Raw genomic sequence first — 17,117 nt, 5'->3', positions numbered from 1 at the left:
TATGGGTGGAATGTGGAAATACATGGATTTTTTAGCTATCACAGCCCTAGTAGTGGTGGCTACGATGTCATATCTCATCGCTTACTTGGTTGATATAACAGAGCAAGAAAGAGGAGAAAGCCCGCTTCAAGAACAAGACGAAGATTGATGCGCACCGGTTTTAGGATTTTAATATTAGATAAATATAAAAATAAAATTGACGAACACCTTATACAAGATAAGAATCTTGCAAGGGCAATAAAATACATTCATAAATCTCAATATATAGAGGCTTCAAAGTGGCTTTTTTTGGCAAGCGATTCAAGAGAAAAATATATACTTCTTTCTTTGATAAACTTTGCCCTCAAGCAGCATGAACAGGCTTTAAGTTATCTGGAAACTTCAAGTGCATTGTTGTACAACTTTAAAGATGTGTTTGACATATATATACAAAAGCCTGGGGAACCTTTGGAGTATGGAGAGGAATTTATAAAAGGCCCTTCTTTATCTTCATAGCCTCTTCTTTTGCTATTTTATCGCAAAGGTTGTTTGTATCATGGTCATGTCCTTTTTCCTTTTGATGAGACCTTAACCATACTACTTCTACGTTAAATTTCTTTAAAAGCTCATAAAGCTCTTTCCAAAGGTCTTTGTTTTTTACGCCTTCAAAATCTTTTTTAACCCAACCGTCTAACCATAATTTTATACCGTTTGCTACATATTGGCTGTCTGTGTATATAGTTATTTTTTTATCTGTCTTGTTTAAAGTTTTTAACGCCTCTATAACGGCTTTTAATTCCATGCGGTTGTTGGTGGTGTTTTCTTCTGCTCCCTTTACAATCTTTTCTTTTAAAACTTTATTATCTTTAAAGGCTTTTAATATAGCACAGTATCCTCCTGCACCTGGGTTTCCAAGACAAGAGCCGTCTGTATATATCTTTATTTCCATCATTTTAAGCCTAAAAGTTTATGCACTTGCGGTATTACTCTACCCCCAAATTTCTCCGCAAGGCTAGTAGCTTTATCGAGAAATTTTACCTTGCCTTCTTCCCAAAGCGGTTGGAGTATAAGTAGGCCTTTGTCTACAAAGTGCTTAATATATTCTCGTTCTAAAATGCTCTCGTTTAGATGCTCATCCACCACTATTTTTAACTCTATATTTTTGTTAAAAGCTAAAAACTTTTGGTCTACTGCATAGTTTGATATGTATTTAGGAGATAACGTTATATATGTATGTGGATACGATTTTATAGCGTCGTAAATATCTTCCCTTAGGATGGTTGCATTTGTTTCTATCTGGATGGTCTTGCTTAGGCTTTTAAGATAAGAAAAAATATGTATAAAGTCTTCATTTAAAAGAGGCTCTCCTCCTGTTAGCACTATAAGGCTTGGGTTGTGTAAAGATAGCATATGCTTTATCTCTTCTATAGCTATATTGTATGATTTTCCAATCTTATCAAAATCTAAGGCATTTTTTTCATCACACCAAACGCATCTTAGATTACATCCTTGAAATCTTACGAATAAAGCCGGAGTACCTATTAAAAACCCTTCTCCTTGTAAAGAGTAAAAAATCTCGTTTATCATAGAAGCCCGCGCTGTTTTCTCTTTACTATGTATGCTATGATTTCGGCTACAGCCTTGTAAAATTCTGGTGGAATCTCTTCTCCTATATCTACGGCTTTGTAAAGAGCCCTTGCTAATTCTGGTTTTCTAACCACTGGAATTTCGTTTATTTCGGCTATCTCTATGATTTTTTGCGCTATATAGTCTTGACCTTTTGCCACCACTACGGGAGCTCTATCTTGTTTTGGTATATACCTTAAGGCTATAGCAAAGTGTGTTGGGTTTGTTATAACTACGCTGGCTTTTGGTACTTCTTGCATCATTCTAGCCCTTGATAGCTCCATCATTCTTCTTCTTATTTTGGCTTTTACTTCAATATTTCCTTCAAATTGCTTGAATTCATCTTTTACTTCTTGTTTTGACATTTTTATACGTTTTTCATAGTCAAACTTTTTGTAAGCAAAATCAACGCCAGCTAAAACAAGCCCAACTATACCTATTGATATAAGAAGTTTAAATATGAGCTTTGCCATTTCTTCTAAACCCTGTCTTGCAGGCATATAGGATGACCATAAAAGCGTATGAAAGCTGAAATATACCACAAAAAAAGACGCTATTAAAAGTAAGGTTATTTTTAAGGAATTTTTAACAAGTTCAAAAAGTGCATTTAAGCTAAATAAGTTTTTTAGGCCTTCTACTGGGTTTAATTTTGAAAAATTTGGCTCCAAAGGCTTGAAGGTAAATATAAATCCAAACTGCAAAATGTATCCAAATACAATTATTAAAACGGCCAATATAAAAAGAGGTGATATATCTGTCAAGAGTTTCCTAAAAGACAACCCCATAAATCTTGTTGTATCGTAGGGAGTGAAGGAAGAATCTTGAACGGCTAAGCTGCCATCCAAAAGCATATCGGAGAATAATATATAGATTTTATACCCTATAAAGAATAGAGCAACTGTTGAAACAAGCATCAAAAGAGCGGATATTACTTCCTGACTTTTTGCTACATTTCCCTCTTGTCTTAGTTTACCCCTTCGATACGGTGTAGCCTTTTCTGTTTTATTTTCCGATGCCATAGCGATATCCCCTTGTTATTTCTAACATATACATAAAATAATGCTTAAATATGTCGTGCATCAAAATACCTAATATGGGAAATACAAAGATTAAAAATACTAATCCTATCAGTGTTTGGAGTGGCATACCCACCATAAAAACGTTTATTTGCGGAATGAGTCTATTTACAGCGGCAAGAATTAAGTTCATCACGAGTCCTACTGCTATAAGGGGCAATGCGAGTTGAAATGCTGTATAAAAGCTTTTATAAAAGATATTTAATACAAACTCTGGCCTCAAGCTATATATATCAAAAATACCAAGGGGAATATTTTTTAAACTATCAGATAGTACAAAATACACGTATTCAAAGCCAGAAGATGCTGCGAAAAGCGCCATAGAAAAGTAGCTGAAATAAGTACCTAGTATTGTGGAATTTCCCATTAGGGGATTTAAAAGCGTGGCGTTTGAAAGACCAAGTGAGCTTGATACAAACTCTCCAAACACAAAGAAAATATCCACTAGAAATCTAATTATAAGGCTTATGATAAAACCTAAGCTAAACTCTTTCACACCCATAAGGATTAGCATTATAAAACTGTCTGTGTAAACTGGTTTCACAGGATTATAATAATAAAGAGATATACTAAAAGCTATCACGAAAAATATTTTAAAGCCATTGGGTAAATCTTCAAACACCGGAGCTAAAAAAACTATAGAGGATACTCTAAGCGTTATGAGTAAAAAAGTGATAAGATAAGGAATTGAAATTGTAAGCGTCATATTACCTTATATAGTTTGGTATGTTTATTATGAGTTCTTTAGTGTAATCTACCATGTGTTTCATCATCCAACTTCCTAGCAAAAAAATCACAAAAAATGCTGCAAGAATTTTTGGAATGTAGCTAAGGGTCATTTCTTGGATTTGGGTGGCGGATTGTAGTATGCTTACCAAAAGCCCGACGATAAAAGTTGTTAACAATACAGGGGCTGACAAAAGTACTGTCATTTTAATCATGTTTTCTGTTATGGTAAGCACTTGATCCTGACTCAATGGTAGCTCCTTACTAAGGATAATATGACAAGCTCCCAACCATTTACCAGCACAAAAAGCATGATTTTAAAAGGTAACGATATTACAGTGGGAGGAATCATTATAATGCCCATAGCTAGTAGTATAGCAGACACCACCATATCTATGATAAGAAAAGGTAAATAAAGCAAAAATATAATTTGGAAAGCTATAGATAGCTCGCTCACCATAAAGGCTGGAATAACTACGCTCAAAGGCAAATCGTTTATATTTTTGATATTATCTTTGTTTGGAATATTTGAAGCTAGCAAAAAAGTTCTTTCGGTGCTTACCTTGGTATTTCTTACCATAAACTCTTTAAGAGGTTCTATGGTATTTTGTATAAATTGCTTATCGGTAATTTTATGTTGAAGGTATGGTTGCAACGCGTTTTTGTTTATTTGATTGATCACTGGATACATGACATAAAATGTTAAAAAGAGCGCTAAAGATGTTATAACTTGATTTGGAGGGACATTTGGAAGGCCTATGGCTTGTCTTAGCACTGACAAAACAGTTACTATCCTTATGAAAGACGTAGTCATTATGATTATAGAAGGTGCTAAGCTAAGAACTGTTAGGATAAGTATAAGTCTTATAGCTTCTGTAAAGTTGCCGTTGTTAAAACTTACTTGAACACCGGGTATTACGTTTATAGGATTTTCATTTTGAGCCATAGCTAAGTGTGAAAATAATAAAAGCCAAATAATTAAGCTAATTAACGTTTTCACCCTCATCATCCATCTCATATATAAGTTTAGCATAATCTTTTGCTACAAATACCAATATTAGCTTTTTTTTAGCTTTTAATATGACGAACTTTGAATGTTTGTCTAATGGTATTATCTTGTATATGCTTATAATATTGTCGCTTTGATAAGTTTTGGTCAATATACTCTTCCAATCAAAAGCTGTATATAAAAAAGCTATAAGCGAGAGAACCATACCAAGGGCACTTACAGCTTTTAAAAATAATATTATTTCCACAAATCTACATAGATTGTACTATAAATTGTGTGAAGTATATATTTTGCACACCACCTGTTACCAATATGGCATTTATTCTTTTTATAAGCTCTAATCTCAGTTCTTCTTTGCCCTCCGGGGTCCTTATCTCATCGTACGTTTTGGAGCTCAAAAGGTTTATGACAGCATCTTTTATAATGGGCAATCTTTTTATAACTTCCTCTTGGACTTTTTGGTTTGATAATTCCAGCGTAATAGAGACTTTAGCATATGTATTGGCGTTTTTGTCTGCCAAATTCACTAAAAAAGAGCCCAAATTGTACATTATGCCAAGTTTTTGGGGTGCTACTGGTATAGCTTTTTTTGTTTGGTTTTTCTTATGTATTATGAAAAAATATGCTCCAGCACCCCCTCCTATGAGCAAGAGGAGGATTACTGGTATCAATATAAATATAAGCTTTTTTTTGCTTCCTTGCTTACCCTCTACTTTTGCTTGTTCCTCTGCCATACTATATTATTTTAACCTGTCACCATGTTTAATGTAGCTTGTAATACGTTGTCCGAAGATGTTACTACTTTTGCGTTGGCTTGATATGATCTTTCTGCAGTTACAAGTTGTATGTAAGCTTGAGCTATATCTACATTTGATTGTTCTAACATGCCTGATTGGATTATGTCTGCGCTTCCCGGTAATAATATAGTGGGTGTGTAGATTGATGTATACAGATTAGACCCTTTTTCTATAAGTTCGTTAGGATCTTGGAATTGTGCAAGTGCTACCCTATAAAGAGGCGTAGATTGACCGTTGGAGTAAACACCGACAACGGTACCATCACTTGATAACACATAAACGTTAACAAGGTTTCCAAGAGAGTATCCATCCTGAGATGCTGTTATGGTAAAATCAGATGCGTCTTGGGTTATATATGAGTTGTCTATTATCCCTGCGCTTGTGCTCGTGGTGGGTTTGGCTCCTATTAGTTGCCCGAAAGCTAATCCTCCTGTAGATTGGGAGCTGGCAGAGTTTAAATTTCCTACGATATTTCCATCTCCCAGTACAAGCGGACTTTGGGTACCTATGAAGTATTCGTAACTAGAGGAAGTAGGATAAATATATACACCTACGGTGGAACTTGTTGTTATATTACCGGTGTTTGGATCAAAGTTTAATACAGCCGTAGCTGCGTATATCGTGCTACTGCCAGTGTATACCGGTACGCCTATACCGCTAGATAAGTTGTATGGAACAAAACCGCTTGTGGCCCCAGAGCCTATTGTGTCCCATTCTTGTGTTCCACCTGGGGGTCTTGTGGGATTTACTACATAACTTATTGTGGTGGATGATGTTGTAACGTTTACTACCCAGTCTGTGACCATAGAGCCTGAAGAGTTGGTGCCAGATATCATATAGTACGGGGAAACTGTGGCGGATATAATGCTTGAGCTTGCTGTGTTTGGTGGAGTTGTGATATTGTACCACGTTAAAGACCCGCCGCTGATAGTAGTACTTTGCCACGTTCCGGCTACGTTTCTATATAGCACATTGCCAGATGTATTGCTGTAATAAGCTGCTTTTTCATTTTCTGCATATATATAATTCCATGTGTTTGGTCCTGTTTTTTGGAAGTATGTATCGCCTTCTACGGTGTTGCCTAAGCTATCAAACGTGGTTAACGTATTTTGGTAGTTGAAGGTAGCGGTGTTTAGAGGGTTAAAAGCTTGAGTTATGCTTGGAGCTGTAGAATTTAGGTTAGTTGGTTGCTGGTATGTTATTAGGTCTGTAGCTTTTGGCGGCTGTTGTGGAATTATGTATATAGGCTGTAAAGAAGTGCCGACTACAGAGCCTGATTGATTCACTTTGTATCCTAAAAGCTTTAAACCGTCGGGACTTACCATATAACCCTGTTGACTTATAGTAAACTGCCCGTTTCTTGTATAAAACACATTGCCAGCGTTTGCTGGGTCTTGTAACATGAAAAGTCCATTTCCTTGTATTGCCAAATCTGTGTTGTTACCGGTTTGTTCAAAGTTTCCAAGCTGCCAATCTATCTGTGTAGAATCAACTATAACACCTGCACCGTATATCGTAGATTTTAGTGTATTTGTTAAGGTGTTTATACCAACGTTTACGTTTGCAACAACGTTTTCAAATATGGGGCTTACCGCTTTATAGCCTATAGTGTCAGCGTTTGCCATGTTGTTTGATACTATACTTAGATAGTTGTTAAAAGCATCGAGACCAGACACTGCGTTGTAAAAACTTGGTAACATAGACCACCTCCTTAAATTTAAATTGTAGTCGAGCTAGGTATCGCTCCAGCGTAAATTATGTTAGATGCTGGTTCTGTTAAGCCGGATTGAAGCGTTAAATCTAAATTTGAACCGCTTAGATTAACAGATTGTACTATATCTGCTAAGCCAAGCTTTACGTTATGATTTGGAATACCGTTTGATAATATTTGCACTCCATATTGACCAGGAGGCAAATTGCTTAAGTTTAAAGGATTTAAACCAGCCGTTAGGCTCATGGTAATTGTTTTCACTGGGGTATTGCTGTTCATTATTTCTACTGTTACATTAGACATACTTGTAGGTGCGTCAAGATAATAATTGACATTTTTTGTAGTATCTATGCCGCTTGTGCTAAACACAAACTCTTTGCCTATCATATTTATAGAGTTGAGTGTGGTCATCTGAGAAAGCAAAGCTTCTAACGCTTGGGTTTGCTGCTGTGCCATGCTGTAATAACCTATTTGTTGGAGTTGTACTGTAGCGTTTATCATAGATGTTACATCGTTACCGCTTGAAGATGCTGGGTCTTGGTATTTTAACTCTGTGGTGTATATTTCCATGTAGGCACTGGCACTAAGATTCATCAAACTCTGTTGAGTACCTGGTGGCACAACTTTTACTGGCGGAAGCCAGGAAGGGCTAGATATACTTTGACCAGTTGAGAGTCCACTTACTAAGTTAGAGCTATTTATACTACCCATATTTGACCTCCTTTTAGCTTATCTTGCTTACAAGCTCTTTTAACTCTTGTAAGCTATTAATATAATTTATGCCAGTTTTTGGATTTTGCATGAAAAAATTATCTATATCGGCTTTATACTCTAAAACTTTATCTATTATTTGGTTAGAACCCTTTCTGTAAAGTCCTACTTTGATGATATCTTCCATCGAGTAAAACTCTGATAAAATTTGTTTAAATTTTAATACGGAGTTCCAATGATCTTCTGAAACTATGCTTGGCATTATACGGCTTATACTTTTAAGGGGGTCTACGGCTGGGTATATACCAGCGTCTGCTATTTTGCGAGATAAAAGTATGTGTCCATCCAAAAAACTCATAGCGCTATCCGCCACTGGATCTAAAGAGGTGTCGTCTCCTTCTACCAATACGCTAAATATTCCAGTTATTCCAAAATCTCCTATGAGGCCACAAGCTTCTATTATTTTTGACATTATTAAAAATACTGAGGGCGTATATCCTTTTAATGTCGGTGGTTCCCCTACGGATAATCCTATCTCTCTTTGAGCCATAGCAAGCCTTGTTAAAGAATCCATTACAAGAAGTACGTTATAACCTTTGCTAGCAAAAAATCTTGCATGTACTAGGGCGCTTACGGCTCCTTTTACTTTCATGATTGGCGTTTGGTCTGATGTGGATACTATAACTACAGATTTATCAAAAGCATCTCCTAATATGTCCTCTATATACTCTCTTACTTCTCTTCCCCTTTCTCCGATAAGAGCTAATACCACTACATCAGAAGAGCTATGCTTCATTATCATGCCAAGCGTAGTGGTTTTTCCTACTCCAGCTCCTGCAAATACACCTACCCTTTGTCCTATACCTATTGTGGTTAAAGCGTTTACGCTTCTTACTCCTGTGTCAAATATTTTCGTTATTTTTTTTCTTTCCATGGGCGAGTAATTTTCTAAATTTAAAGGTGCTTTCTTTATTGTTTTTACACCTTTGTTGTTAGAGCTATATATAATGTTTCCAAAAGGGTCTAACACTTTGCCAAGAAAATCTTCAGATACGTAAGTAGAGACTGGCTCTTCTGTATATAATACCTTTGTGCCGGGCCTAACGTTTACGCTATTGTCAAAGCACATGATGATAGCATTTTCGTTATCAAAACCTATTATTTCTCCTTTGGCATCGTTGTTTACCAATACCTCTTCTCCAACGCCAGAATTGTAGTTTGTAGCCTCTATATAGATGCCACTTACTTTTTTTACCTTACCGTATATTTTGTAAGGCTTTCTCAATAGCATCTTTTATAATCTCCTTGTTGAAGCGTTCTAGTACAAAGTCTTTTGTTTCTATTTGAAATTCCCCGTCTTCAAAGTTTTCTTCTATAAATTCCACTTCTATATTATCAATAAGCTTAACATATCTTTTAAAAGTTTCTATGAAAGTTTTGTTGGCTTTTAATATTATAAAATCTTTAAACATCTTAGAATCTTCAAAGATGCTTTTTATTATAGAATCTATATCTATGGTGCATTTTGCGTATATTATTTCTAATACAGTAGATATTATCGTTTTAACCTCGTCTAAGGCTAGTTGTTTTGTTTGATTTATGTTGGTGGCTATGGCCTCTAAGCTTTTTATAACGGCGTTTTTATATACCTCTTCTTTAGCTTCTTTTTCTCTTAGCTGTTCTATAATAGCTTTTAGCTCGCTTTCTTCTTGAAGTAGTTTTTCTTTTTCTTTTTCTATGTTTTCAAGCTTTTCTTTCGAGATTTTCAATTCTTCCTCAAGATTTTTCTTAAGCTCCATTAATCTTCTTATTTCTTCTTCCTTTAGCTGGAGCTTATTTTCTAGCTGTTGTATGGTATCTTTGTACTTTTGTATTTTGGCTTGGGTTTCTTTTTTTAAAAACTCTAAAACGCTTGATATGGTGGATTCTTTGGTGTTTTTCTTTTGTTCTTTTTTATCATCTTTTTCTAATACGACTTCTTGAATGGCTTCAAAATGCTCATTCATAAGAAGCGCCGCCAGATAAATCTATTTTGCCTTCATCTGCTAACTTCTTTATAACGGCTATTATTTCTTTTTGGGCTTTTTCTACGTCAGATGCCCTTACTGGTCCCATTGCTTCCATATCTTCTTTCATTATAGTAGCCGCTTTTTGAGACATATTTGAGAAAAATTTATCCTTTATCACGTCAGAAGCACCCTTTAGAGCTATCATTAACGTATTTTTGTCTACGGCTTTTAATATTTCTACTATATCTCTGTTGCTTAGTTTTGCTATATCATCAAATACAAACATTTTGTCTTTTATTCTTTCTGCCAAGTATTTGTCTTCTTGTTCTATCTTAGTTAAAATCTTATCTGTTACCTTTTTATCCAACAAGTTTAAAACTTCTGCTGCCAGAACAAGACCGTTTGTTTTTTGAGAGAAACCGGTAAGACCTATACCTCTTATTTCTTCAGCTAAGTTTTCTATTAGCTCCCCCAAGAATTCCGGTGATATATTTTCCAACGTTGCAAGCCTTTTTGTTACTTCTACAGCTATATTTTCTGGTAGATATTGTAATACATCCGCTGCTCTCATAGGGCTTAACTGAGATAGTACCACTGCAATTGTTTGAGGATGTTCTTTTGCCAATAAAGAGGCCAAAATCTTTATATCTACTTTTTCCAACTCTTGAAAACTTTTTATGATGGTGGAACTACTTACAAACTCGTATATTTTGGCGAACTTTTCTGGCGGTAGCACCTTTCTAGCAAATTCCAAGAGCTGTTCTGTATCTGGTGAAACTATAGTGGTCTCTTGGTATTCCTGTAAAAATTCTTTGGCTATCTCTTCTACGTCTTGGAGAGTTATGCCTTGGAGCGAGTTCATGTTTATGAATATATCTTGTAGCTCAGACTCATCTAGCTCTTTCATTATCTCAACCGCCACATCCGGTGGTAAAGCCATCATCAATACAGCTGCTTTTTGGGCCTTTGTAAGTTTGTCTATTGGCATAAGCTATTCTTTGCTATTATAAACTATTTTTGTTTTTAAGACAATGGCTAATCCGAAGATTTGAAGAAGAGCCATGCATCTTCCCCACCCTTTGGAAATTTTATAAGATGATATTTACCTTTTAGCTTGGCACCATGTAAAATGAAATCGTATTTTGTATTGGTTCTTTCTAAAAGCTCAAAAGTTCCTTTGTCCCAGATTTTTACAACGCCAGCCCCATATTGACCTTCTGGGATAACGCCTTCAAAATTTGCGTATTCTAACGGATGGTCTTCTGTCTGGATCGCCAACCTCTTAACATTTTTCTCCGTTGGTGGTTCTTTGGGTATAGCCCAAGATTTTAAAACTCCGTCCAAAGCCAGCCTAAAATCCCAGTGAAGATGAGAAGCGTGGTGTTCTTGAACTACAAATATAGGCTCATGCTCTTTTGCTATGCTCCATTGTGGTTCTGGGGTTTTTGAAAAATCCCTTTTTTCAGAATATTTGCTCAACTTATTAGCTCCAACATACTTTTTACCGCTTTTTCAAGACCAAATAAGACTGCGTTTGATATGATAGAATGCCCTATGTTGAGCTCTTCTATTAAATCTTTCATATCTTTTATAAGATGTATATTTTGATAAGTTATGCCATGTCCTGCATATACTTTTAGATTTAACTCTTTCCCAAACTTTGCAGCGTTTCTAATCCTTTCTTTTTCTTTTTCTAAAAGCTTAAAATCTCTTTTGTAATAACTTTCTGCAAACCTTCCAGTGTGAAGTTCTATGGCATCTGCTCCTACTGTTTTTGACGCTTCTACTTGATCAATATCCGGGTCTATAAAGAATGAAACTTCTATGTCGTTTTCTTTAAAATCTTTTATATACCCTTTTAGATAAGAAGCGTTAGAAACGATATCAAGTCCCCCTTCGGTGGTGATTTCTTGCCTTTTTTCTGGTACAAGAGTAACCCTTTGGGGTTTTACTTCTAAGGCTATTTTTTTTATCTCATCTGTTGGGGCCATTTCTAAATTTAAAGGAAGTTCCACCAATGTTCTTACTAGCTTTACATCTTCGTCTTTTACGTGTCTTCTGTCTTCTCTTAAGTGCATTGTTATCTGATGGGCCCCGGCTCTTTTTGCTATAAAAGCAGCTTCTACGATAGAGGGTTCAAAGGTTTTTCTGGCTTCTCTGAGTGTAGCCACGTGGTCTATATTTACGCCTAACCTCATATTATTCCCACTCTATAGTAGCTGGTGGTTTTGAAGATATATCGTAAACAACCCTGTTTATACCTTTTACTTCTTGTATTATACGTCTCATAACATGTTCTAAAAACTCGTAAGGTAGTTTTGAAGGTTCGGCTGTCATGCCGTCTTGGCTATCTACGGCCCTCAACGCCAGGACTTTTTCATAAGTTCTGTTGTCTCCCATAACGCCTACAGATTTAATAGGTAAAAGCACTGAAAAAGCCTGCCACGTTTTATCGTATAGCTCCCAGCTTTTTAGTTCCTCTATGAAGATAGCATCGGCTTCTCTTAGGATATCCAAGTCTTCTTCTGTTACCTCTCCTACAATTCTTATAGCAAGACCAGGTCCTGGGAACGGGTGTCTATACACCATATCTTTTGGAAGTCCAAGCTCGAGTCCCAACGCCCTCACTTCATCTTTAAACAACTCTTTTAAAGGCTCTAAAAGCTTTAGATTCATTTTTTCCGGAAGCCCCCCTACGTTGTGATGAGATTTTATTTTGGCAGAGCCATGTATACCTGCAGATTCTACTAAATCTGGATAAAGGGTGCCTTGAAGCAAAAACTCTGCGTTGTACTTCTTAGCCTCTTCTTCAAATATTTCTATAAATGTGTTTCCTATGATTTTACGTTTTTCTTCTGGGTCTTCTACGTTTTTGAGCTTTTCTAAAAAAATATTACTTCTATCCAAAGCCACTATGTTTAAACCGAGCTTTGTAAGGTTTGAAATAACTTCTTTTGCTTCGTTTTTTCTAAGAAGTCCATGGTCTACGAATATACATGTTAACCTATCGCCTATTGCTTTGTGGGTTAAAGCAGCTGCTACGGCAGAATCTACACCACCTGATATAGCACAGATTACCTTTTTGTCTTGGGTGATTTCTTTTATCTCCTCTATTTTATGCTCTTTGAAATTCTTCATGCTCCAGCTAGGATTGCAGTTTGCTACATCAAAAAGAAAGTTTGATAGCATCTTCTTGCCGTGTTCTGTATGGTAAACTTCCAAGTGATACTGAACTCCGTATATTGGCTTAGTTTTATGTTTTATAACGGCATTTTCTGAGTTGTCTGAAAATCCTATAGACTCAAAATGTGGTGGCAGTTTTGATACTTTGTCGGCATGACTCATCCATACTGAAGTATTTTGCGGAACATCTTTGAAAAAGATGTCCTCTTTAAATTTTAAGTAAGCTTTACCGTATTCGTGTTTTTCTGAGGGTTCTACAACACCGCCAAAGTCGTAAGCTATAAGCTGATGTCCATAACATATACCAAGAATTGGGATATTTAAATCATATATTCTCTTGTCTATGCGAAGCGCATTTTTTTCGTAAACAGAATGTGGCCCCCCAGATAAGATTATTGCGCACGGATTTCTTGATAATATCTCTTCTATTGTTATATCTGGGGAGACTATTTCGCTATAAACTCCAAGCTCTCTTACTTTTCTAGCAATTAGCTGTACATACTGGGAGCCAAAGCTTACTATGACGACGGAGCTATCCAACCTTACAAATCCCTTGCAAGTTTTATATCATCAACCTTTCTAACTCTCTTTTTTTCAAAATCTCTATATACCCTCTTTCGGTATGTATGATCCCTTCTTTCTTCCACTTGCTCATGATACGTATAGCTGTTTCTACCGTAGTACCTGTCATTTCTGCTATATCTTGACGAGTGATAGGGATTTCTATAGATATTTTGCCACCTTCTTTTTCTTCACCTACAGATTTTGCAAGCTCTAACAGTACTCTGGCTATACGCTCTTCTACTCTACCAGAGGCTATGGATTTTAGAATGTCGTAAGCGTAAAGCAAGTTATGCGTAGCATCACATGTAACTTTTACAGCAAAAGCTGGATACTTTATCGCTAGATTTATAAAGTCTTGATTAGATAAATACAATACTGAAGATTCTGTCATAGATTGGGCTGTGTATGTGGTTTTTATTTTGGATTTTATGCTTGATCCACCCCATTCAATCCATCCAAAAGTATCTTTTGGAAATACAAGCCTTACTATAATAGTACGTCCATCTTGGGTTTCTTTTATGAGCTTAACTATACCATCCATCAGTATGAAAAGGCCAGGTTCAGACTCTTCTTCGAAGAATATATATTCGTTTTTTCTATACTCTCGTGAGTTTAAAAGGCTTGCTACTTCCTTTATCTCATCGTTAGACATATTTTCGAATATGCTAACGCTTTTTAAAAATCTTATTTTTTGATCTATGGTGCTCCTTGGTTTTTCCATGGTTTCCATACGCTAACCTCCAAAATAATTTAAATTAGTGATATAACACTATGATTATACCATCATATAATAAATTTATGCAAAGAAAATATTTTTTCAAGATATTCTTTTATCCTGATATCTCCATCTCGTGGCTTGTCTAAAATAGTATCGTATATATCATCTTCCATAAGCTCATCGAAATCCTCATACTCTATGGATGTTAAAAGTCTTTTTGCCTCTTTCTTTATCTTTATTCCTTCAGGTTTTACTCCTTCTAAATAAAGCCATATCAAGGCCCATGCCCTAGCTAGGCTTATGGGGTTGTAACCACCGCCGCCTAGCAATATAAACTTTTTTGTGTAAGATTTTATAACGTCTATAGCTTTTATATAAATGTTGTTTGATAAATTAAACTTAGATAAGTAATCTTCTTTTAAAGCGTCAACCCCCATTTGCACTACAAATACCTCTGGAGTAAATTTGCCAATAGCAATCTCCATGGCTTTCTCTAAAGCATAAATAAACTCAGAGTCATTTATATCTTGTGGGAGCGGGACATTCATGTTATATCCAAATCCTTCTCCTATGCCAAGTTCATCCTGATAGCCTACTTTAAATGGAAATGCGTAGTCTGGTGATTGGTGTAAACTTAATAAGAAAACATCTTTTGAATGGTAAAAGGCTTGTTGTACACCATCTGGATGATGGGCGTCCAAATCTATATATATAATTTTTTTAAATCCGTTGTTTAATAGATATTTAATAGCAATGACCGGATCGTTTAGAAAGCAAAATCCATTTGCTCTTGATTTCATCGCATGATGCATACCGCCAGCAGGGTTAAAGGACACAAACTCTTTTGTTGTTTTATAGTTTTTAATATAATATTCTACCGCTTGAACGCTTGAACCCGTAGCAAGAAGAGAGCCTTTCCACATCCCAGCCGATATAGGGTTTTCAATAGTTCCGATGGAGTATTTTTCTCTTATATAGTTGCTGGATTTCATATTGGTGTCAGCTTCTATAAGAGCATCTATATAGTCTTTTGTGTGAAATAGAAGAAGTTCTTCTATAGTGGCGTTTCTTCCTTCAATGTAGTTTGGGTCAAAGCCTAGGGTTTTAAGATAGTTTATCATCAAGGATACCCTAGGCACTCTTAACGGATGATTTTTGGGATACCTTAACTCTTTATACTTTTCACTTGCTATTAAAATATTCACGCTTTTAAAAGCTGAAAACTTTTAAATTAAGTCATTTGCCCAACCATTCGTCGAGTTGTTTCTCGCTGCTTGGCGCTCCTGGATGCATTTTGCCATCCATCCCTATTATAGTAGGTGTTCCTTGTACCCCTAACTTCATAGCTTCTTGCATAGAATTTTTTATAAACGTATCCCCAGCAGGGCATTGAGACATTGGCGATTTTGCATTGTAGGCGGCATGCAAGCTGTTCCAACCTTTTTTGTTACACCAAAGACCAACGGCGGATTGGAATGCACCTGGATGGATTGGCAATGGGAATAGTATAACCCTTACTTCTACACCGTTTTTGTCTGCCCATTTTTGTATAAGGGGTTCTGCTTCATGACAAAATGGACATTTTGGATCGGTTATAAGATATATGTATTTGTCTGCAGGTGGTGGGTTTGTACCAAAGTAAGATTTTCCTTTATAATAGCTAAAGGCTACATACTGGTTTAAGTTAGATTCTTGATTTTTGCTTACTTTTAAAAATTGTTCCATTGTTTTTTGGGTGAGGTTTTCTTTAGTGATAGCGTTTAGAAGCTGACCGGCTATAAAATAGTTGCCTTTTGGGTCTGTGTATATAACCGTTGGTGGTCCACCGTTTATTTTTACTACAACCTCGCAAAGGCCTTTTATCTGTTGTAATGGTTTTTCTGTAACTACATCTACTTTAGCCCCAGGGGGTGTGAAATGTTGTATATTGGTGGTTAACGTGCTGGTGGATGGGCATTTGGTGGCTTCTAATTTGCTACATGCATTTAATCCTAAGACCGCAATACCAAATGATAGCACTATGCTATACTTAAACAGCTTACTTTTATTAAACTTAGTTTTCATTTTAACCTCCAAGCTTATTATATTAATATAACATGAAATTTTTGTGATAGTTTAAGAAGCTATTTTGGCTGGTTCTGAAGAATATTCTATGGTCTTTATATGTTTTATAGCTTCTTTTACAAACTCTACGTTTAGTTTGTGCCCTCCCATATAAGAGTATATATTTGCCGAAAACCTGATGCCGGCTAAATATAAATCGCCTATCAAATCTAGTACCTTATGGCTAACGGGTTCATGAGAGTGCCTTAAACCACCTTTGTTTAATACGCCACTGTCTGTTAGAACTACGTTGTTGTCTAAAGAACCACCCTTTCCAAGGCCCATCTTCTTTAGTTTTGCTATATCCTCAATATGACAAAAAGTCCTAGCGCTTATGAGGTTTTTGTCTTTCATGAGATTTTCTACTGTTGATGTATAAGTGTAGATTTGATGCTTTAAGAAATTCCCAAAGAATCCTTCAAAGGTTATTGACAACTCTTTCTGTGGTTTTCCCATTATATATCTGTTTTCATTTGAAACTCTAACGATATTTGATAAATAACCAAACAACTTTGGTACACTTTGAGAAACTCTGTTTTTTTCTAAAAGCTTGAAAAACTCGCAAGCACTCCCATCCATAATAGGTGATTCTTCAGCATCTAAAAATTCTATTATCACATTGTCTATGTTGGCTAAATAAAGGGCAGCCATTATATGCTCTATGGTCCTGAAATAAACTATGCCGTTGCTTATAGACGTTGAGTTTGAAGTATCCACTACGTTTTCCACGTGCGCTTTTACTTTATGAGTATTTCTTACAAACACTATACCTGTATTTTCTTCTGCTGGATGAAACTTGACCCTTGATATGCTACCAGAGTGTATGCCTATACCCTCTATAGTGAAAGAATCTGCTATGGTGTTTTGCAAAAAGCGTTCTTTATCCATACACTTTTATATAAGCA

Annotated in this window: 22 protein-coding genes; 2 read left to right on the top strand and 20 right to left on the bottom strand. The window is 35.9% G+C overall.

Features of this window, described 5'->3' with window-relative positions; all coding sequences use genetic code 11:
* Position 1: 1 nt before the first annotated feature.
* Together ACYQZV_RS01775 and ACYQZV_RS01770 are read left to right on the top strand one after the other, a co-directional pair.
* Positions 2-148, top strand: a complete 147-nt coding sequence (locus ACYQZV_RS01775; protein WP_459892582.1) for a hypothetical protein — start codon at positions 2-4, stop codon at positions 146-148.
* Positions 148-495 carry a hypothetical protein gene (locus tag ACYQZV_RS01770; RefSeq protein WP_459892580.1) on the top strand — a complete coding sequence of 116 codons (348 nt, stop codon included), beginning with the start codon at positions 148-150 and terminating at the stop codon, positions 493-495. Before ACYQZV_RS01775 ends, ACYQZV_RS01770 begins: the two co-directional genes overlap by 1 nt.
* Here the strand turns inward: ACYQZV_RS01770 and rnhA are convergent.
* From rnhA to lpxC, 20 genes are read right to left on the bottom strand one after another with little or no spacing between them, the layout of a single operon-like run.
* Positions 467-928 carry a ribonuclease HI gene (rnhA, locus tag ACYQZV_RS01765; protein ID WP_459892577.1) on the bottom strand — a complete coding sequence of 154 codons (462 nt, stop codon included), beginning with the start codon at positions 926-928 and terminating at the stop codon, positions 467-469. The genes ACYQZV_RS01770 and rnhA overlap by 29 nt on opposite strands.
* Entirely contained in the window at positions 928-1,566 is a 639-nt protein-coding gene (locus ACYQZV_RS01760; RefSeq protein WP_459892575.1) for a 7-carboxy-7-deazaguanine synthase QueE, read from the bottom strand. The genes rnhA and ACYQZV_RS01760 overlap by 1 nt, the downstream gene beginning before the upstream one ends.
* Positions 1,563-2,624 carry a flagellar biosynthesis protein FlhB gene (flhB, locus tag ACYQZV_RS01755; protein ID WP_459892573.1) on the bottom strand — a complete coding sequence of 354 codons (1,062 nt, stop codon included), beginning with the start codon at positions 2,622-2,624 and terminating at the stop codon, positions 1,563-1,565. Before flhB ends, ACYQZV_RS01760 begins: the two co-directional genes overlap by 4 nt.
* Complete coding sequence (locus ACYQZV_RS01750; protein WP_459892571.1) at positions 2,608-3,387, bottom strand: flagellar biosynthetic protein FliR; 780 nt, start codon at positions 3,385-3,387, stop codon at positions 2,608-2,610. The genes flhB and ACYQZV_RS01750 overlap by 17 nt, the downstream gene beginning before the upstream one ends.
* 1 nt (position 3,388) lies before the next feature.
* Positions 3,389-3,658, bottom strand: a complete 270-nt coding sequence (gene fliQ / locus ACYQZV_RS01745; protein ID WP_459892569.1) for a flagellar biosynthesis protein FliQ — start codon at positions 3,656-3,658, stop codon at positions 3,389-3,391.
* Positions 3,655-4,413, bottom strand: coding sequence for a flagellar type III secretion system pore protein FliP (fliP, locus tag ACYQZV_RS01740; RefSeq protein ID WP_459892567.1), 759 nt, complete (start codon positions 4,411-4,413; stop codon positions 3,655-3,657). The genes fliQ and fliP overlap by 4 nt, the downstream gene beginning before the upstream one ends.
* Complete coding sequence (locus ACYQZV_RS01735) at positions 4,391-4,663, bottom strand: hypothetical protein (RefSeq protein WP_459892565.1); 273 nt, start codon at positions 4,661-4,663, stop codon at positions 4,391-4,393. Before ACYQZV_RS01735 ends, fliP begins: the two co-directional genes overlap by 23 nt.
* Positions 4,664-4,667: 4 nt before the next feature.
* The gene (locus ACYQZV_RS01730; protein WP_459892563.1) at positions 4,668-5,150 is read right to left on the bottom strand and encodes a flagellar basal body-associated FliL family protein; all 483 of its coding nucleotides are present in this window, start codon (positions 5,148-5,150) and stop codon (positions 4,668-4,670) included.
* Between the two features lie 11 nt (positions 5,151-5,161).
* On the bottom strand, positions 5,162-6,913 hold the full coding sequence (locus ACYQZV_RS01725) for a flagellar hook protein FlgE (protein ID WP_459892561.1): 1,752 nt from the start codon (positions 6,911-6,913) through the stop codon (positions 5,162-5,164).
* Between the two features lie 17 nt (positions 6,914-6,930).
* Positions 6,931-7,635, bottom strand: a complete 705-nt coding sequence (locus ACYQZV_RS01720; RefSeq protein ID WP_459892559.1) for a flagellar hook assembly protein FlgD — start codon at positions 7,633-7,635, stop codon at positions 6,931-6,933.
* Between the two features lie 13 nt (positions 7,636-7,648).
* Entirely contained in the window at positions 7,649-8,926 is a 1,278-nt protein-coding gene (locus ACYQZV_RS01715) for a FliI/YscN family ATPase (RefSeq protein ID WP_459892558.1), read from the bottom strand.
* Positions 8,892-9,641, bottom strand: coding sequence for a metallopeptidase (locus tag ACYQZV_RS01710; RefSeq protein WP_459892556.1), 750 nt, complete (start codon positions 9,639-9,641; stop codon positions 8,892-8,894). The genes ACYQZV_RS01715 and ACYQZV_RS01710 overlap by 35 nt, the downstream gene beginning before the upstream one ends.
* Positions 9,634-10,632, bottom strand: coding sequence for a flagellar motor switch protein FliG (fliG, locus tag ACYQZV_RS01705; protein WP_459892554.1), 999 nt, complete (start codon positions 10,630-10,632; stop codon positions 9,634-9,636). Before fliG ends, ACYQZV_RS01710 begins: the two co-directional genes overlap by 8 nt.
* Before the next feature lie 47 nt (positions 10,633-10,679).
* Entirely contained in the window at positions 10,680-11,123 is a 444-nt protein-coding gene (locus tag ACYQZV_RS01700; RefSeq protein WP_459892552.1) for a DNA polymerase ligase N-terminal domain-containing protein, read from the bottom strand.
* A complete protein-coding gene (locus ACYQZV_RS01695; RefSeq protein WP_459892550.1) occupies positions 11,120-11,842 on the bottom strand; it encodes a pyridoxine 5'-phosphate synthase in 723 nt (240 codons plus the stop codon). The genes ACYQZV_RS01700 and ACYQZV_RS01695 overlap by 4 nt, the downstream gene beginning before the upstream one ends.
* Before the next feature lies 1 nt (position 11,843).
* The gene (guaA, locus tag ACYQZV_RS01690; RefSeq protein ID WP_459892548.1) at positions 11,844-13,367 is read right to left on the bottom strand and encodes a glutamine-hydrolyzing GMP synthase; all 1,524 of its coding nucleotides are present in this window, start codon (positions 13,365-13,367) and stop codon (positions 11,844-11,846) included.
* 22 nt (positions 13,368-13,389) lie between these two features.
* Positions 13,390-14,121, bottom strand: coding sequence for a Crp/Fnr family transcriptional regulator (locus ACYQZV_RS01685; protein ID WP_459892546.1), 732 nt, complete (start codon positions 14,119-14,121; stop codon positions 13,390-13,392).
* Between the two features lie 53 nt (positions 14,122-14,174).
* On the bottom strand, positions 14,175-15,314 hold the full coding sequence (locus ACYQZV_RS01680) for an acetoin utilization protein AcuC (protein WP_459892544.1): 1,140 nt from the start codon (positions 15,312-15,314) through the stop codon (positions 14,175-14,177).
* A 31-nt stretch (positions 15,315-15,345) separates the two neighbouring features.
* Positions 15,346-16,173, bottom strand: coding sequence for a DsbC family protein (locus tag ACYQZV_RS01675; protein WP_459892542.1), 828 nt, complete (start codon positions 16,171-16,173; stop codon positions 15,346-15,348).
* Positions 16,174-16,224: 51 nt separating this feature from the next.
* Positions 16,225-17,100: a UDP-3-O-acyl-N-acetylglucosamine deacetylase gene (lpxC, locus tag ACYQZV_RS01670; protein ID WP_459892540.1), complete on the bottom strand. Its 876-nt coding sequence runs from the start codon at positions 17,098-17,100 to the stop codon at positions 16,225-16,227.
* Positions 17,101-17,117 lie beyond the last annotated feature (17 nt).

The sequence above is a fragment of the Hydrogenobaculum acidophilum genome (assembly GCF_054656715.1).
This window is presented reverse-complemented; position numbering and strand designations above follow the sequence as displayed.

Coding starts and splice junctions, on each gene's coding strand:
- fliG (WP_459892554.1), bottom strand. CDS start 10,632: ATGCCAATAGACAAACTTACAAAGGCCCAAAAAGCAGCTGTATTGATG.
- fliP (WP_459892567.1), bottom strand. CDS start 4,413: ATGAGGGTGAAAACGTTAATTAGCTTAATTATTTGGCTTTTATTATTT.
- ACYQZV_RS01715 (WP_459892558.1), bottom strand. CDS start 8,926: ATGCTATTGAGAAAGCCTTACAAAATATACGGTAAGGTAAAAAAAGTA.
- ACYQZV_RS01695 (WP_459892550.1), bottom strand. CDS start 11,842: ATGAGGTTAGGCGTAAATATAGACCACGTGGCTACACTCAGAGAAGCC.
- ACYQZV_RS01710 (WP_459892556.1), bottom strand. CDS start 9,641: ATGAATGAGCATTTTGAAGCCATTCAAGAAGTCGTATTAGAAAAAGAT.
- ACYQZV_RS01760 (WP_459892575.1), bottom strand. CDS start 1,566: ATGATAAACGAGATTTTTTACTCTTTACAAGGAGAAGGGTTTTTAATA.
- flhB (WP_459892573.1), bottom strand. CDS start 2,624: ATGGCATCGGAAAATAAAACAGAAAAGGCTACACCGTATCGAAGGGGT.
- ACYQZV_RS01770 (WP_459892580.1), top strand. CDS start 148: ATGCGCACCGGTTTTAGGATTTTAATATTAGATAAATATAAAAATAAA.
- ACYQZV_RS01775 (WP_459892582.1), top strand. CDS start 2: ATGGGTGGAATGTGGAAATACATGGATTTTTTAGCTATCACAGCCCTA.
- lpxC (WP_459892540.1), bottom strand. CDS start 17,100: ATGGATAAAGAACGCTTTTTGCAAAACACCATAGCAGATTCTTTCACT.
- rnhA (WP_459892577.1), bottom strand. CDS start 928: ATGGAAATAAAGATATATACAGACGGCTCTTGTCTTGGAAACCCAGGT.
- ACYQZV_RS01675 (WP_459892542.1), bottom strand. CDS start 16,173: ATGAAAACTAAGTTTAATAAAAGTAAGCTGTTTAAGTATAGCATAGTG.
- ACYQZV_RS01750 (WP_459892571.1), bottom strand. CDS start 3,387: ATGACGCTTACAATTTCAATTCCTTATCTTATCACTTTTTTACTCATA.
- ACYQZV_RS01685 (WP_459892546.1), bottom strand. CDS start 14,121: ATGGAAACCATGGAAAAACCAAGGAGCACCATAGATCAAAAAATAAGA.
- ACYQZV_RS01725 (WP_459892561.1), bottom strand. CDS start 6,913: ATGTTACCAAGTTTTTACAACGCAGTGTCTGGTCTCGATGCTTTTAAC.
- ACYQZV_RS01720 (WP_459892559.1), bottom strand. CDS start 7,635: ATGGGTAGTATAAATAGCTCTAACTTAGTAAGTGGACTCTCAACTGGT.
- ACYQZV_RS01730 (WP_459892563.1), bottom strand. CDS start 5,150: ATGGCAGAGGAACAAGCAAAAGTAGAGGGTAAGCAAGGAAGCAAAAAA.